The sequence below is a fragment of the Flavisolibacter ginsengiterrae DSM 18136 genome (genome assembly GCF_059568575.1).
Genome location: NZ_JCANTR010000007.1, coordinates 59656 through 75884, shown reverse-complemented (window position 1 = coordinate 75884; position 16229 = coordinate 59656). Strand labels below are relative to the sequence as shown.

Sequence of the window (16229 nt, the reverse complement as noted above, 5' to 3'; positions counted from 1 at the left end):
TCACCATTGATCATTTTATTCATTACCAAAACGTTTTATTATGAAATTTCCAGCAACGCTATGCATTGTTCTGTGCATGTTATTAACTGCTTCCTACGGTTTCTCACAAGGCAATAAATCCATGAAGGGCGCTTACGCTCTGACCAGGCAAACGGTAAATGACACCGCTATGCCTATCCAGCAAATGAAAATATATACAGAAAAATACATGATCTATGCGCATCCATTAACTGGTGATTCCCTGGCCGATTATGGTATTGGCACTTACAAAATGGATGACGGAAAAGTAATGGAATATGTATTCTATACGAGTACTGGAGGTGCGCATAACGATACAGTACAACTAAATATTACTAAAAAGGGGAACGGGTATTCTCAATTAATAAAATTTCCTTCTGATTCAGGCCAGCCGTTTATTCTTGTTGAGGACTATGATAATGTCAGTAAAGCTGTGAAAACTCCTTTAGATGGTGCCTGGAAACAAACCGGGATGGTTTACATGCCAAAGAATGGTAAGGCTGAGACCAGCCGGCCTACTCAATTTAAAGTATTTGAATCCGGTCATTTTATTTGGGCGAATACTGTCCAGGATTCTGTTACTCAAAAGCCCAGATCTGCATTTGGTTATGGAACATTTGTCATGAAAGGGAATAACCAGACAGTTGAAACAAATGCTAATTCTACTTTTAAATCTGACCTTGTTCAAAAACCTGTAACCTTACAAATTGAGCTTTTGGGTAAGGATGCTTTTAAGCAAACCATAGTTTGGCCTAATGGAGATAAATCAATTGAATCTTATGAACGGATGAAATAGTCTTCATTTATTAATTGCATAAAAGCCACAAAAGGTAGGCTTTTATGCAAATATTCAAAAATGATTTTTTCTAACCCTACTGGATTAATAGGTGAATTAACTTTCATAGCATCTGTTATCAGATGTAACCATAGGTGGTAATAATTCAATTTGTTGCATTCCTGATAAGTTGGATCACTTTATTATTGCAAGACTGTATGCAGCGCGGAGATATCAATGGAAAAAATCTTTACAGATGGAGCTTTTCCCTGAGTCGAACAATTTTTACTTTGTGTATGGTCCGTTTAGATCTTAAAATTACAATATGAAAAATATAGGTGATCAATACCCCAATTACGCATCCCAGTATTGTTCCTCCTGCACGTTCCAGGGCAACATCCCAGAAATACTTTCCCGGTTCGTGTATAGTGATAATGAGCACCGCAACGGTAGCTGACCTTGTCACTGCCTGTAAGTTCAATAATTCGCAAATAACTACTGCAATCGTGATCCCTATGCATATCATGATCAGGTTAACAGGATGAATTGAAAATAAAAGCAGGCCTACTGCAGCTCCAATAAGATTGGCTTTGATTCGGTTAACTGCCAGATTCATTACATCCTTTCTTTCCGGGGACAGCACCAGTAAAATTGAAAATAAACACCAGGTACCCATAATTGTAAAGGTCCTGTATATCATATAGCCTATCAATGTGCCTATGAGGCACTGGATAATAAATAATATTAAAAGGGTTTGTTTATTAGGAATCATCAATTAGTTGCTTTGAATATCCTTTTAAAATTTATCTGAGCTAGCGTTAGTTATTTAAAAAGGTGGCTATACCTATGTATTAATACAGATAGCAAATCTCCGCAATCTTTTACAAAAGCAGGCAATTACAATTTTGCGCCTTTGTCTATGTATTAAACTCAATTTTGTAAGTTTTCAAAAACCGTCGACCCTAAAAAATGGATGACAATGTCCTTAAAGTATTTTTCATAGCATTTTCCTCTCTTTTCCCTATCGGCTTCCTATCTTAGGTATGGCTACTCTATACTTTTGCTACCACTTTATATGCTTAAGCTATATGCCATTCTGATAGGAAGGATAGTTTTAGGTGCTATACAAGCCCATGTTTTTATAATCGTGTTAGCCTTAGTGGGGAACTGTAGTAGTATTTAATAATTTCCGGGATTACGTTATAACTATTTAATGTAAGGAAGGGTATTGAAATTTATAATGGGCTTTATGTGGGTCATAGGCCTTTCGAAAATAGAATTAAAAGGCGTATATCGGTCAAAAAAGCCGCAATTTTTTAAAAAGAAATTTCCGTGAATCATTCCGCCTGCAAAATCCATTCTATATCTTTTTAATCCGGTATTGTCGCATGTGAAGCGGGCTTTATTCAACTCATACCATTGGCCCTTATTGTCTGCTATCCATTCATTCCCGAAGGTTACCGTTCGCTCTATATTACCTTGTTCAGGTACAAAATTTTCCAGGAAAGAATGAAACCTGGTTAAATAGTGATTGGTTTGAGGCCGTATAAAGGAAGCTATAATTCGCCACCTGTGAATTAATGGGTCGAAAAAATAGGCGCTATATGTTGTGTTATTATTATCATCCGGTTTGCCTCTTACAAGGAATTTATACGTAGTGTTGGCTTTCCAGTTATACCGTAGAAAGCTCTGGCCGCCAGCACCTTCATTGCCAAACGTTCCTGCCTGAACCCCTTCGCCTTTTTTTAATAAAGTAATACGCATATCCCAGGGAATGGTTTTTGGATCGTCGGTATTAAAAGGGCTCCAGATTGAAAACAGGATCCTTCTTTCAGTTTTTGAATTTACCTGGATGCCAAAATATCCGTCAGTAAACCCAATAGCCATAAAGTAAGATCCAATGATATCCTGGTGTTCGGGTACTGTCAATTCATTGTAAAACCATTCGGCTTTAATAGTATCAGCAAAAGGATAATTCAAATGAACTGACGGTCCACGGCGACCCCAATAGAAAAAATTGCCATCATTGTTTTTTACAAAGGCAGTCCTGTCATTGATAGGAGAACCACTGATCTCGTAATCCGAAACATCAGCAATCCGGATACCTGTTTTTGAACTGCAACTCAAATGAAGTTTAATATATCCTGTATCGCTGACACTCCATTCGCCAGCATCGTACCATTGGTAATTTCCTGAACTTATGGTGATGTTCTTACTGATGCCACAGACATTTAATTTTAATATGCTGGTACTATTAGTTCTTGCTTTTAATTGATTTTTATTGACCCTGTACTTTCAATACGTAGGTAGCTATCAAAACCAACCTGTTTATCGTTCCAGTTTATTATGCCTTGGTTGGTGATATAGGTTGATTTACTGGACGAATGTGTTGGCCAGGAGTTGCCACCTAAGGGAAGAATTATAGTAGAATCAGAGCCAGTTTTCTGATTTGAATTCAACCGGTTATTAATAAATGAAACAGTTGCAATAAAATAAATGACCAGGACTATATTAATAATTTTTCCTGCATTCATATTAAAACAGTGGCTTTATCCAAAAACTGTATTGTTGTTCCCTGTAAGGAATTATATATTGTTTCAATGGCTGCGAGCCCCAGCTATCGATGCCCTGGACGCCAGTTTGATTGAAGTCCATATGCATATAAATTTGATTCCTTAATATCAATTCACCAGAGTGGTATTGTTTCTTATTCACTTCCGGATCCAGGTCATCCAGGCTATAGGGGAGTGCTGAAAAACTTAAGCTGGTGTCTGCCATTTCAAATTTGATTCCTTTTCCTTTTTTGTTGGTTAGGGTTACCCATCGTATGCCGGATTTATTTCCACTCTCCTGCGGCCTGGCATAGGGATAATATTGCTGGCCAAGTGTTTGCTGGTAGATTGCTACAAAAGAGGCGGTTCTTCGGTCCCAGTAATTTTCCCAGGGACCACGACCGTAAAATTTGATTTGATCCACCTTTGAATTTAATATCAGGTCATTGCCAAAACGCATAAGTAATTTATACGTATTTTTTATGGGAGTAAAATGCGTTTTTACTTCAACGGATCCATCGTTGAAAACAGAAAACAACTGTTCCACGATTGCCTCACTATCCAGCAGATCTTTTTTGAAATATAGTTCATAGCCTTGTGTAGTTTCAGTGATCCTGGAATCTAATAACCTGCCTTCCTGGTAAGCATTGCGCCATTTACGCATGGAGCGATTAAATCCTGCCCCCATATCATTGTCAGTTGGTGCCCTCCAGAACGAAGGCTGAGGACCCTGTTTTATCAGTAAATCACCTTTCAATGAATATGCATCCATGAAGCCCTGGGTCATATCAAATGTTATGGAAAAATTTTTACCATTGAACTGTTCTTTACCTTCCCGATGAACTCTTTTTAACCTGGAATTGGTTCCTGCACTTTTTGCGGCATTATATTGACCACTCCAGTGAAATTGTTCTGCAGCAATTTCATAACCTTTATCAACGAATGGTTCATCGTTTTTTAATGTGTACCTGACAGTCAAATAATATTCCTTTGTGTCTTTGGGTTTCATTTGTACAGGTAATGAAAGGTTGACAGATTGTTGGGCCTTTATATCTATCTGGGGTAAGATTCCGTGTTCAATTATTTTTCCATTCTCCAATAATTCCCATTGCATTGTTATATTGCTCAGATCGCGAAAGAAATAGGCATTGGTAATTTCAATAGTGTTTTGCCCTTTGTATTTTGTCTTAATGGATTGATATACCTTTTTAATTTCGATTGCCATTGGGGTAAGATCTCTGTGGGCTGTTACCACACCCTTTACGCAAAAGTTATTATCGCTATAGTCTTCATTTACCGGCCCGGATAATGGGAAGTCCCCACCATAAGCCATGATGCGTTTGCTGTTTTTTATAGTATCTATAGCCTGGTCTATCCATTCCCAAATGAAACCACCTTGTAGGTAAGAATGTGATTCAATTTCATCCCAGTACTCCTTAAAGTTTCCCAGGCTGTTGCCCATGATATGAGCATATTCACTCATGATCAATGGCCGGTCGGGATTAGATAATGCATATTCTGCCAACCAGTTGGGATCAGGATATTGTGGAACAATGATATCTGTGTTGTAATCATTTTCTGCCCGTTCGTATTGAACCGGGCGGCTATCATTTTTTTTGAGCCAGTCATAGGCTTCATAAAAATTAGCACCATTGCCTGCTTCATTTCCAAGCGACCATGTAATTACTGAAGGATGATTCTTGTCCCTCTGATACATTCTTTTAATTCTTTCAAGATGTGGTATGCGCCATTCCTTGTCATTACCAAGTGTATAGCCGAGATCGTAATAACGACCATGTGATTCTATATTGGCTTCATCAATTACATAGAGACCATATTCGTCACAAAGTTCCATCCAGTAAGGATCGGGAGGGTAGTGGGAGTGCCGGACAGCATTAATGTTTAATTTTTTCATCATTTCCATGTCCTTTCGCATATCCTCCCTAGTTAGCACATGGCCCTGGGTGGCATTATGCTCATGCCTGTTTACCCCTTTTAGCAAAACCCTTTTCCCATTTACTAATAATTTACGGTCCACCAATTCTACAGACCGGAAACCTACCCGTTGGGGGATCACTTCCAGAATATTTCCTTTTACGTCTTTCAGGGTGATCAATAAATTGTACAGGTAAGGTATTTCGGCGGACCATGGATGAACATTTGGGACCAGGGTAGTGAATGATATGGTTTTATTATAGTTGCCTAATACAGTTTCAGTGTTTTTGGAACTTTCTTTCGCGATAATGATTCCTTTAACATCAGATAACTCAATTTCTACAGCAAAGGTGTCTGGAATGGAATGGAGGGTATTCTGGTCGATCTTATAATTATTCAGCTTAAGATCCAAATTTAAAATCCCATTCGTATAAGTTGTATCAAGGTTTGACGTCAGCTTGAAATCACTGATGTCTAATTTTGGAGTGGAATAAACAAATACATCTCTTTCTATTCCGCTAATACGCCACATATCCTGGCATTCCAGGTAGCTGCCATCACTCCATCTATACACTTGCAAGGCTACAAGGTTTTCGCCAGGGCTTATATATTTTGTAATGTCAAATTCCGCAGCCAGTTTACTGTCCTCGCTATAGCCTATCTTACTTCCATTTACCCATATAAAAAATGCAGATTTTACAGCGCCAAGGTGAATAAATACCTGTCGTCCATTCCATTCAGCAGGTATGATAAACTTTTTGCGGTAAGATCCTACCGGGTTGTTGTCTTCAGGAATATCAAACGGAGGGTTGAGTTTTTTACCTGTTTTTTTTCGGCCAGCAAATTCATAAGGTTGGTTAACATAGATGGGCAAACCATAACCATTTAACTCCCAGTTAGCCGGAACTTTGAAATTATCCCATCCAGAATCATCATAAGTTGTCTTGAAAAAATCTATGGGTCGTTTTTGTGGATCCTGTACCCAATTAAACTTCCAGGTTCCATTTAATGAAAGAAAATATTTTGATTTTTCCCTGGTATGAAGTTTTGCCAACTCCCGTGATTCAAATGCAAAAGCTGAAGCTTTCATCGGCTGCCGGTTTAAGGAAACTATTTCCGGTGTTTGTAATTCATAGGGTAGATGTTGGGCATCGATAGTATAAACAACCAGAAATGACAAAAGGAATGCAAATATTTTCATGCAATAAATGGTGTTAAACTGATCACATTAACCTAGTAATGTGATCCTGGATTTGGCTTGTTACCGATTATATGGTCTTAGGTTTTTTAAAATTCATTACCCAGTGCAAATACGGGTTTGCGATACATCCACTGACCACCCGTGAAATCGGGAAACTCCACGGTTTCATTGCCCAGTTCAATGGACTGTTCACTAAGCGGTGTAATAGCGCTCCAGGTAGCTGCATCATAGACATCCATTGGTGTGGGCATTTTCCTTTTGATGGATTCCACAAATGAGTGAATAACAAAGAAGTCCATGCCTCCATGACCTGCGCCTTCTGTTTCCTTGCTCCATTTTTCCCATAAAGTGTGATCATATTTATCCAGCCATGTTTTGGCATCATCCCACTGGTGTGGTTTGGCTGATTTGTCCTGTATATATATCCCCTTATTCACATCCATCCACAGGCCCTCAGTGCCCTGCACCCTGAATCCTAAAGAATAAGGTCTCGGCAGGTTGGTATCGTGCTGCAAGAGTACAGTTTCGCCGTTGGCACAGTTGATATGTGTAGTAACTACATCACCCAGTTTAAATTTTACTTTGGCATTAGGATGGTTCTCTCCACCTTTTTTTACAATGTAATCATGCAGACCACGGGTCTTGGTTGAAAAAGAATTCAGTGACAAAAAGCGGTTGCCCCTGTTGATATCAATATAATGGGCAATTGGCCCGATGCCATGTGTGGGATAGAGGTCTCCGTTGCGATGCACGGAATGTTCCGTTCTCCAATGTGCTTCAGAATAACCCTTTTCCCCAAACTCCACACCGTTGCCATAATAATGAATTCCGTCATTGAACTTCACTTCGCGGAGGTCATGCTGGTAGCCACCTTGCAGGTGAATGAGTTCACCAAACAATCCCTGGCGCACCATGTTGAGAACGGCCATTACATCGCGGCGGTAGCAAACGTTTTCCAGCATCATCACATGCGCATTATTCTTTTCAGCGGCTTTTACCACATCCCAATGATCCTGCAGGGTGATGCCGAGAATCACTTCAGTAGCCACGTATTTTAATCCTGCATCGAGTGCACCCAGGATCATAGGTTTGTGCCATTCCCATGGGGTGGCAATGATCACTCCATCCAGTCCGCCTTTTACCTCCAGCATTTTTTTCCAGGCATAGTCATCGCCTGTGAATACCTGTGGCATCTTCCTGCCACTTTTATTGATCATATCTTTGGCCAGTGCCAGTGTGCGGTTGTCAACATCACAGATAGCTACAAGATCCACATCCTGCCTTCTCAATACAAGTTCCAGGTGGTTCAACCCCCGGGCACCTACTCCTATAATGGCAAGTTTTACCTTACTTTCAGCTGATCCGATTGCAAACATGCTGCCTGAAGGCAATACAGCCAATCCTGCGGCTGCCAGCCCTGCTGTTCGTACAAAATCTTTTCTATTCATTGGTTTTAATTGTGTCTTTAAAATAATTGAAACAGATAGAAAAATCAGGTTTTTTAATTTGGGGGAAGAATGAATAAAAGTATTCAACAGTTGCCAGGAAAATGAAAGTGATCTTTTTTAATTGTCGGAAATTATGAATTAGAGCTTTATTCAAACAGCCGTGCAAAATGGTTTTCAAGGTGGTTTCGCATGGCGTTTCTAAACTGTTCCGGTGTTCCATCTTCAAGTATGTCAACCAGTCCTTTATGAGAAACGAACATTTTAAGTAGTGGCTGTGTTCTCAAAAGGCCGCTATTATGTACGTAATCAAAAACTGGTAATAACATTTTTTGAAATTTTTTCAAAGTGTTATTGCCGGTGATCTCATAAAGTTTTCCATGAAAAGCGATCTCGTGTTCTATATTGAATAAATGATATTGAGTGGCAGGAGGTTCATTACTTACTATTTGTTTCAGTTCTTCTATATCTTCTTTTTTGATGCGGTGAAATATAAGATCGGCCATGCCTATTTCTAAGACTAACCTTATTTCAAATATTTCTTTGAGCGTTTCCTGGTCAAGGATATGAGGATTCATGCTTTTGCTCATCATGCCAAAGAGATCAGGACTGGTGATGACTGATCCCTTTTTCTTTTTTGATTCGATGAGGCCCATAATTCTAAGACGAGTCAATGCTTCCCGAATTACAGTTCTGCTAACGCCAAGGGCTTGTGAGAGCTCGATTTCTTTAGGGATTACATCTCCCACTTTGAACTTTTGTTCCTGTAATAGTTGAACCAGGCTGGCTTCAACTTTATCTACCAGGGAACTTGTATCAACGAATTTTAGGTTATCCTTAATGGCAGGAAGATTCATGGTGAGAATTTTATTATGTAGTACTTAATCAAAAGTAATATTATTTGCTGAGGATTAAGTTATAAAATAAATATGTTTATATAAATACTTGCTTTATAGACTATTATAAAATTTTTAAAAAATATTTGGATGGAAATATAATTTCCTGTTACCTTCATTATGTCATACATAATACTTCATCCTACTTAAAATTGCTTTGCATGAAATCTGCTTTTTTGAAATTTTTGCTCTTAGTAACCGTGTTACTGGCAGTACATTCCGGATGGTCACAGGCCAATAAAATATCCGGGAAAATTGCATCTGAAGAAGATAAACTTCCTCTATCAGGAGTTAGTGTCACCGTTAAAGGAAAGAATATAGGTGCACAAACCAATTCTAATGGAGAATTTACTATTGAAGCCAGCCAGGGCGATGTCCTGATTTTTTCCTATTCAGGCTATGTTTCCCAGGAAGTGATAGTGGGTAATTCAACAACCGTTGACCTTTCTTTAAAAAGCAGTAACAGTAAATTGGATGAAGTAGTGGTTATTGGTTATGGAACTGCCAGGCGTTCCAAGGTGACATCATCTGTGGCAAAACTGGACCCAAAAATCCTGGAAACAGGTTTGCGTTCTAATCCTGCTCAAGCACTGGCCGGAACAATATCCGGATTAAGGGTATCTACCGGTACGGGCAGGCCAGGTTCCTTGCCTTCAATCGTTTTAAGAGGAGGAACCAATTTTGATGGTTCGGGTAGCCCATTAATACTGATGGATGGACAAGTAAGAGGATCGCTTAGTGATATAAATCCTGAAGATATAGCCAGCATGGAAGTATTAAAAGATGCTTCTGCGACAGCTATCTATGGAGCAAGAGCCAGTAATGGTGTAATACTAATAACTTCTAAAAGAGGTAAATCAGGTTCTTCTTCTATCAGTGTGAAAGCCAACAGGGGAGTAAGTTATTTGAATGTTCCTTACAATTTCCTGAGTGCAGAAGATTATATTAAGTGGACCCGTCTAGGTGTAGTCGAAGCCATCAAAAATGGAACAAGGACACCTGGTGATTTGGCGGCTGTCGGGCCAAGAGGAACCGGTAATTTGTATAAAGATGCAGCAGGAAATATATTGGATGGCAACTATGACAACCGGGCTATCTGGAGCACAATGCGCCTGAGTGACATTAATAAAGAATTATTGAGTCAGCCAGGGTGGAAAACCATGAAAGATGCTGTACCAACGGACGTTTCCGGTAAATATGATCCTAACGGCACTTATGCCGACCTGATATACAAAGATTTTAATTATGGCGACTACGGTTTATATAATAAAGCTACTGTACAGGACTATAATGTAGGTATGAGTGGAGGCAATGAGAAAGGTGGTTATTTTGCAAACATTGGATATTACAATGAAGATGGTTTGTCGCTGGCCACCTTTTACAAGCGCTTAACATTCACATTAAATGGTGATTACAAAATCAAGGACTGGTTAAAGTCCGAAAGTAGCTTGCAATTTAATAAGGCAAACTGGAGAGATCAGTCTCTTCAAAATGGGGAGGGCAATTATTGGGGTCGAATGCTTTCAGCTCCTCCTACTATGAGAGGAGTGAATGCAAAGGGTGAATACATATTAGGCCGTGATGCCAGCGATGGTAATCCCATTGTTAATATTGATAAATACAAAAGGTCTAACCAAACAGATAAATTCACCTTAGGCCAATCTTTCCGTGCCGATATATTGAAGAACCTATACCTAAAACTAGGCGCCATTTGGATGTACGATGAAGGTGTTGGAGAGTCATTCAACAAAGATTTTCGTACCGGCTTATTGAGTTTAACCAATCCTAATACAGGTTGGAACAGAACAAGATTTACGGAATCTTATTTTGACAGAACTATTCGTCAGACGTATAATGCCATAGTGAATTATCATACTAATTTCTTAGGAAAAAGTAATGTGGACGCAATGGCAGGATTCGAATATTATAATGCTTATGCTAAAGGAGTGTATGCTTCTGGTAGCCAGGCACCTACAGATGATTTCCAGGACCTGCAATACACTTTGGACAATGCTACTACCCAAACCCGCAGTACAGATTCTTATCATAATCAAGACCGGATTATGTCTGGATTTGGGCGTTTACTTTATGATTGGGATGGTAAATATCTTGCAAGCTTCACCGTTAGAAGAGATGGTGTTTCCCGGTTGGTTGGTGATAATCAGTATGGAACTTTCCCCGCTGCCTCAGTAGGTTGGATGGTACATAAGGAGAACTTTATGGCAGCGACAAAGGACTGGTTATCTTATTTAAAGCTCCGTGCGAGTTGGGGTAAGAATGGTAATATTGGTATTGGCACAAGCAATGCTGTGGGTCTTTACGAAGTACAGGGTTCTTACAGTTCGCAAACTGCTTACAACGGTGCCATAGGATTCTTACAAACCAGCATTGCCAATCCTTCATTAAAATGGGAAAAAACAAATACTACTGAAGTTGGAGCTGACCTTGGATTTTTCAATAGCAGGCTAAATTTTTCAGCTGCTTATTATAATAGAATTACAGACGATAAACTGGCATTTGTAAACCTGCCTACTTCTTCCGGTGTGTCCAGCATCAGAACTAACAATGGAAGCATGAGAAATCGCGGAGTAGAGCTGGAGGCTAATTATAAAATTATTCAGAATAGAGATTTTATATGGCAGGTAAATGCTAATGCAGCATGGAACAAAAACATGATTCTCAAACTTCCCTATAACGGCAATGAAAGAAACAGGCAGGGTGGTCAGCAAGTTTATGATCCAAAGACGGGGCAATTGATTTGGGTAGGTGGTTTACAGGAAGGCCAGGAGTGGGGTGATATATTTGGTTTTGTAGCAGATGGAATTATCAGGGATAGTAAGGACCTGGCGGCTTATAATAAGGTAGATCTTGCAGCCGGCCAGGTTTGGCAAAATGGTGCAGCAGGTAAAAGGGTAGCAAGTCAAACATTAATAACTGAGAAAGGATTGAGCGGCTTTATTGCTACACAGCTGGGTGATGTAATGTGGAAGGATATCGATAAAAATGATACTATTGATTACCGTGATATGACTTCTCTTGGGCGTGCACTTCCACGGTGGAGTGGCGGTTTCAATACTACAGTCTCCTGGAAAGGATTTTCCTTATTTGCCAGGTTTGATTTTGCCTTAGGTCATATTCAGCAGGATTTCCAACACCTATGGTCGCTGGCGAGCGCCCAGGGTGAGTTCAACGCTACAGATATTGTAAAGCAAACCTGGACTGCTGAGAATCCCAATGCAAAATATCCAAGGTATACATGGGCTGACCAATTAAATACAAAAAACTTTGACAGACCTAGCAGTATGTTTTATGTGAATTCCAGTTACCTGGCATTCCGGGAAGTTTCATTGAGCTATTCACTGCCCTCAACATTACTGAAAAGGGCTAAAATAAATGGCCTGAAATTTACAGTAACGGGTCAAAATTTGGGTTATCTAACTAATGAATTATTAAACTTACCAGAGCGTACTGGTTCTCAAAACAGTGCATATACCATTCCCACTCAATTAGTCTTTGGTGCCAACCTCACTTTTTAATCATCTTATTAAAAGCATTATATAATGAAAAAGTTGAAGTATATATTAATTGTGACAGCATTGTCAATTGCTGTTGCATCCTGCCATAAATCGCTCGATATTGCCCCGGAAGATTATTATGGTGATGGTAATTTTTGGAAAAGCGAAGCCCAGGTTACCAATTTTATGGTGGGCTTGCACAAGCAATTTCGGGATAACCAGTTTATGTTTATCCGCCTTGGAGAAATGCGTGGGGGTAGTTTCAGTAATGTGGACAGGCAAAGTACTTCTTTAAACGAACTGCCCATTATTGAGCAAAGGATTGATGAAAATTCATCTGGTGTAGGCAGTTGGGCAGGCTTTTATGGACCTATTCTGCAACTCAATCTATTTATTCAGAAAGTGGAAGGTGCTGATTTTATTGCTGAAACAAAAAGGAACTATTTGTTAGGGCAGGCTTATGCTATGAGAGCATATTACTATTTTCATTTACTACGCACCTATGGTGGCGTTCCTTTACGATTGGAAGCCGAAGTATTAAATGGTACTACGGATGCTGTAGCCTTGCGAAAGGCAAGAGCATCTGAAGCTGAAGTTCTCGCATCAATTAAGACTGATGTAAACAAATCACTTACCTTATTTGGTACGCAAACTGGAACAGCTGATAAAAGTCAGTGGAATCCTTCAGCTGCATTAATGTTAAAAGGCGAAGTATATTTATGGTCAGCAAAAGTGTATAATACAACAGCAGACCTGGCGGAAGCCAAAACAGCACTGAATGCAATAACGGGCTATTCTTTACAAAACAATTTTGCTGATGTATTTAGTTACAACAAGAAGAATAACAATGAGATCATTCTGGCAATCCGCTATCGTGTTGGTGAAGCAGAAATGAGTAATTATGCCACCTTTCTTTATTCCACATTCAATTTTGATAATCTTCATTACAAAGATTCTTCAGGATCCGGCTCTACGTTGGTTGATCCATTAGTAATAGCCGCAACTAACTCGATGCAGATCATTCAGAGGTATGCTTATACATTTGATTTATTTCAATCTTACGATGTAGCTGACAAAAGAAGAAATGCCACATTTTATGATTATTATAAAGTAGATAAGAGTGTTACACCTGTGAAAGTAACTATTCGAAATACTGCGCTTGTAAAATTCCCGGGAACTATTGATGCCAATAAAAGGTATTTCTCCGATGATTGGGTAGTTTACCGTGAAGCTGACAGATTGCTGATGTTAGCTGAAATTGCAAATGCTGAAGGTAGTGATCCCTCAATGTATATCAAGCAAATTCGGGATCGTGCATTTGGTGGCCCGGGAAATGATCCTACACCATTTGTAAATAGCTCAAGAGATGCAAATGAACTGGCTATATTTTCAGAGAGAAGTAAAGAGTTTGTATATGAAGGAAAGCGTTGGTATGACCTTCGCAGGATGAAATATGGAAATGATCCTCTTGTATTTATCAATCCCAATCATCCTTATGGTGTTTTGGATAAAGGAACACAAGCATTTAAAATCCTTTGGCCTATCGAACCTGGTATATGGACGAATGATCCATTAGTAAATCAAACGCCAGGTTATCCAACTGCCAAACCTTAAATACACACGAAAGATTATCAATATACTAGTGTTTTATAAACTTTTTCTATTAGCAGTGTTAGCAATCGTACACCGGGGATATTCCTATCCCTGGTCTTTTATCTCATTTTCTTAATTTTCATATTTTAATTATGAGTAACTTAAAAAGAACGCATTTGCAGGGATTGATTGCCGCCCCGTTTACACCAATGCATGCAAATAGCAGTTTGAACCTTGCAGTTATCCCCGAATACTATGAAATGCTGGTATCCAACGGGATTACCGGAGCGTTTATATGTGGTTCTACAGGAGAGGGTGTTTCTATGAGCACAAAAGAGAGGATGCAAGTGGCAGAAGCATGGGCTAATTGTTCAGGATCCAATCCGGATTTCAAAGTAATGAGCCTGTTAGGAGGTACCAGTATTCCAGATTGTAAGGAACTGGCCATTCATGCCAAAGAAGTTGGATTATATGCAGTATCATTTACAGCGCCTTTTTATTTCAAGCCTGCCAATGTAGATATGCTGGCGGCAACATGTGCTGAAGTGGCATCGGTTGTACCAGGCATGCCCTTTTACTACTACCATATTCCTGTATTAACTGGTGTGAATTATCCGATGTATGATCTTTTGCAAGCTGTTGAAAAAAATGTTGAAAATTTTGCAGGAGTAAAATATACACACGAGGATTTCATGGATTTTTTATCCTGTCTTCATTTTAAAGATGGAAAATATGATATGCTGTGGGGCAGGGACGAAAATATGTTATCCGCCCTGGTGCTTGGAACTAAGGGCGCTGTAGGAAGTACTTTTAATTATGCTGCTCCATTGTACTATAGCCTGATCAATGCCTATAATAAAGGAGAAATGAACAAAGCTCAGCAATTACAGCAAAAATCCATCGACATGATTCGCTTGTTAGGAAAATATGGTGGAATAGCAACCGGTAAAGCCTACATGAAAATTATGGGTATTGATTGTGGTGCATTCAGGCTGCCTGTAAAAAATATGGCTGCAGAACAATTTGAAGCTTTTCAACACGATGTTGAATCCCTTGACTTCCAAAGTTTTTGTTCAAAGTTGCCCCATATGATAAGTGTATAGTGACAAATGAAAGACTTATTGGTTATTTTATTGATTGTGATGTTTATTTCCTGTTCTTCTCTAATTCAAAAGAAGCCAGTCATTTCTATGCAATGGAAGATAGCGGGACAGATTCCTGCAAATTCAGGCCAAACACGGCAAATCGGTATTGCAGGTCCGATTGCGGGTTTCCATAATGATATAATGATAGTGGCAGGTGGTTCTAATTTCCCGGGTTCCATGCCCTGGTTGGGTGGAAAGAAGGCCTACTATAATGATTTGTTTTCTTTCAAAAAAATAGGGGATAGCCTTATCAGTACAACTTTGGTCCAGAGGTTACCCTACAAGGTTGCTTATAGCGCTAATTGTTCAACATCGGAAGGCATTGTCTGTGTCGGGGGTGAGAATGAGGACGGGATTATCAATAAGGTATTGCTTATTCAATGTAATGAATCAAACGGTGAAGTTAATTTCAGGCAGTTGCCAGACCTGCCAATAGCAGTGTCAAATGCGTCATTAGCAAATTTTGGTGATGTAGTCTATTTAATTGGAGGTGAAAGTACACCAGCTGTTTCCAATAATTTTTTTAGCCTCGATTTAAAAAATACAAAGCAAGGCTGGAAACAACTTCCATCAATGCCTATGGCAATTTCGCATGCAGTGGCAACCATTCAGTCAAACGGCAATAATGAATGCCTGTATGTTATGGGCGGGAGAAGGAAGAATATCCATGGGGTAAGCGACTTATTCTCTAATGTATTTGAATTTGATATGCAAGCCAACGTGTGGAAACAAAAAACCCCATTGCCCTACCCATTGTCTGCAGGGACCGGGATCTCAGCAGGTAATCATCAAATTCTTTTATTTGGGGGTGACAGGGGTGAAACATTTCACAAAGCAGAACTGATCATTGATTCTATCAATCATACGCAAGACAGTATGTTGAAAGCGGCACTCATTCAGGAAAAGACTGTTGTTCAATCCTCTCATCCCGGGTTTGACAAGACAATACTGGTATATGATACCCAACAGGATAAATGGTCATCAATCAGTATGATTCCTTTTGAATGCCCGGTAACTACAACCGCTGTAAGGTGGAAGGACCGGGTATATATACCAGGTGGTGAAATAAGAGCTGGTGTCAGAACACCACATATTCTTGAAGGAATATTGGTCAGATAATTTCGCCAGGAACACCGCAAAAGGGAAAATGTGAC

11 protein-coding genes and 1 pseudogene are annotated in these 16229 nt (G+C 39.4%); 5 read left to right on the top strand and 7 right to left on the bottom strand.

All coding sequences use genetic code 11. The features are described 5' to 3' along the window. Positions 1 to 40: 40 nt before the first annotated feature. The gene (locus BP74_RS09180; RefSeq protein WP_496373312.1) at positions 41 to 814 is read left to right on the top strand and encodes a hypothetical protein; all 774 of its coding nucleotides are present in this window, start codon (positions 41 to 43) and stop codon (positions 812 to 814) included. 229 nt (positions 815 to 1043) lie between these two features. Here the strand turns inward: BP74_RS09180 and BP74_RS09175 are convergent, their stop codons facing one another. The 7 genes and pseudogenes from BP74_RS09175 to BP74_RS09145 form a co-directional block, all read right to left on the bottom strand. Beyond that, on the bottom strand, positions 1044 to 1565 hold the full coding sequence (locus BP74_RS09175; RefSeq protein WP_496373310.1) for an FUSC family protein: 522 nt from the start codon (positions 1563 to 1565) through the stop codon (positions 1044 to 1046). 434 nt (positions 1566 to 1999) lie between these two features. After that, positions 2000 to 2851 carry a DUF3472 domain-containing protein gene (locus BP74_RS09170; protein ID WP_496373566.1) on the bottom strand — a complete coding sequence of 284 codons (852 nt, stop codon included), beginning with the start codon at positions 2849 to 2851 and terminating at the stop codon, positions 2000 to 2002. Between the two features lie 15 nt (positions 2852 to 2866). Beyond that, positions 2867 to 3052: pseudogene (locus BP74_RS09165) on the bottom strand (DUF5077 domain-containing protein); the annotation flags it as partial. Between the two features lie 8 nt (positions 3053 to 3060). Next, positions 3061 to 3327: a DUF5077 domain-containing protein gene (locus tag BP74_RS09160; RefSeq protein WP_496373308.1), complete on the bottom strand. Its 267-nt coding sequence runs from the start codon at positions 3325 to 3327 to the stop codon at positions 3061 to 3063. 1 nt (position 3328) lies between these two features. Continuing rightward, the gene (gene lacZ, locus BP74_RS09155; RefSeq protein ID WP_496373306.1) at positions 3329 to 6481 is read right to left on the bottom strand and encodes a beta-galactosidase, LacZ type; all 3153 of its coding nucleotides are present in this window, start codon (positions 6479 to 6481) and stop codon (positions 3329 to 3331) included. An 86-nt stretch (positions 6482 to 6567) separates the two neighbouring features. Next, entirely contained in the window at positions 6568 to 7929 is a 1362-nt protein-coding gene (locus BP74_RS09150) for a Gfo/Idh/MocA family protein (RefSeq protein ID WP_496373304.1), read from the bottom strand. A 146-nt stretch (positions 7930 to 8075) separates the two neighbouring features. Continuing rightward, positions 8076 to 8783: a FadR/GntR family transcriptional regulator gene (locus BP74_RS09145; protein ID WP_496373302.1), complete on the bottom strand. Its 708-nt coding sequence runs from the start codon at positions 8781 to 8783 to the stop codon at positions 8076 to 8078. A gap of 200 nt (positions 8784 to 8983) precedes the next feature. Between BP74_RS09145 and BP74_RS09140 the strand changes: the two genes are divergently transcribed. The 4 genes from BP74_RS09140 to BP74_RS09125 all read left to right on the top strand — a co-directional run bounded on the left by BP74_RS09140 (position 8984) and on the right by BP74_RS09125 (position 16194). Beyond that, positions 8984 to 12358 carry a SusC/RagA family TonB-linked outer membrane protein gene (locus tag BP74_RS09140; RefSeq protein ID WP_496373300.1) on the top strand — a complete coding sequence of 1125 codons (3375 nt, stop codon included), beginning with the start codon at positions 8984 to 8986 and terminating at the stop codon, positions 12356 to 12358. 24 nt (positions 12359 to 12382) lie between these two features. After that, on the top strand, positions 12383 to 13951 hold the full coding sequence (locus BP74_RS09135; RefSeq protein ID WP_496373298.1) for a RagB/SusD family nutrient uptake outer membrane protein: 1569 nt from the start codon (positions 12383 to 12385) through the stop codon (positions 13949 to 13951). A gap of 131 nt (positions 13952 to 14082) precedes the next feature. Next, positions 14083 to 15033, top strand: coding sequence for a dihydrodipicolinate synthase family protein (locus tag BP74_RS09130; protein ID WP_496373296.1), 951 nt, complete (start codon positions 14083 to 14085; stop codon positions 15031 to 15033). A gap of 6 nt (positions 15034 to 15039) precedes the next feature. Then, a complete protein-coding gene (locus BP74_RS09125; protein WP_496373294.1) occupies positions 15040 to 16194 on the top strand; it encodes a hypothetical protein in 1155 nt (384 codons plus the stop codon). Positions 16195 to 16229: the final 35 nt, after the last annotated feature.

Excerpts from the sequence above, each read along its gene's own strand:
- BP74_RS09180 (WP_496373312.1), top strand. The coding sequence starts at position 41 with ATGAAATTTCCAGCAACGCTATGCATTGTTCTGTGCATGTTATTAACT.
- BP74_RS09175 (WP_496373310.1), bottom strand. The coding sequence starts at position 1,565 with ATGATTCCTAATAAACAAACCCTTTTAATATTATTTATTATCCAGTGC.
- BP74_RS09160 (WP_496373308.1), bottom strand. The coding sequence starts at position 3,327 with ATGAATGCAGGAAAAATTATTAATATAGTCCTGGTCATTTATTTTATT.
- lacZ (WP_496373306.1), bottom strand. The coding sequence starts at position 6,481 with ATGAAAATATTTGCATTCCTTTTGTCATTTCTGGTTGTTTATACTATC.
- BP74_RS09150 (WP_496373304.1), bottom strand. The coding sequence starts at position 7,929 with ATGAATAGAAAAGATTTTGTACGAACAGCAGGGCTGGCAGCCGCAGGA.
- BP74_RS09145 (WP_496373302.1), bottom strand. The coding sequence starts at position 8,783 with ATGAATCTTCCTGCCATTAAGGATAACCTAAAATTCGTTGATACAAGT.
- BP74_RS09140 (WP_496373300.1), top strand. The coding sequence starts at position 8,984 with ATGAAATCTGCTTTTTTGAAATTTTTGCTCTTAGTAACCGTGTTACTG.
- BP74_RS09135 (WP_496373298.1), top strand. The coding sequence starts at position 12,383 with ATGAAAAAGTTGAAGTATATATTAATTGTGACAGCATTGTCAATTGCT.
- BP74_RS09130 (WP_496373296.1), top strand. The coding sequence starts at position 14,083 with ATGAGTAACTTAAAAAGAACGCATTTGCAGGGATTGATTGCCGCCCCG.
- BP74_RS09125 (WP_496373294.1), top strand. The coding sequence starts at position 15,040 with ATGAAAGACTTATTGGTTATTTTATTGATTGTGATGTTTATTTCCTGT.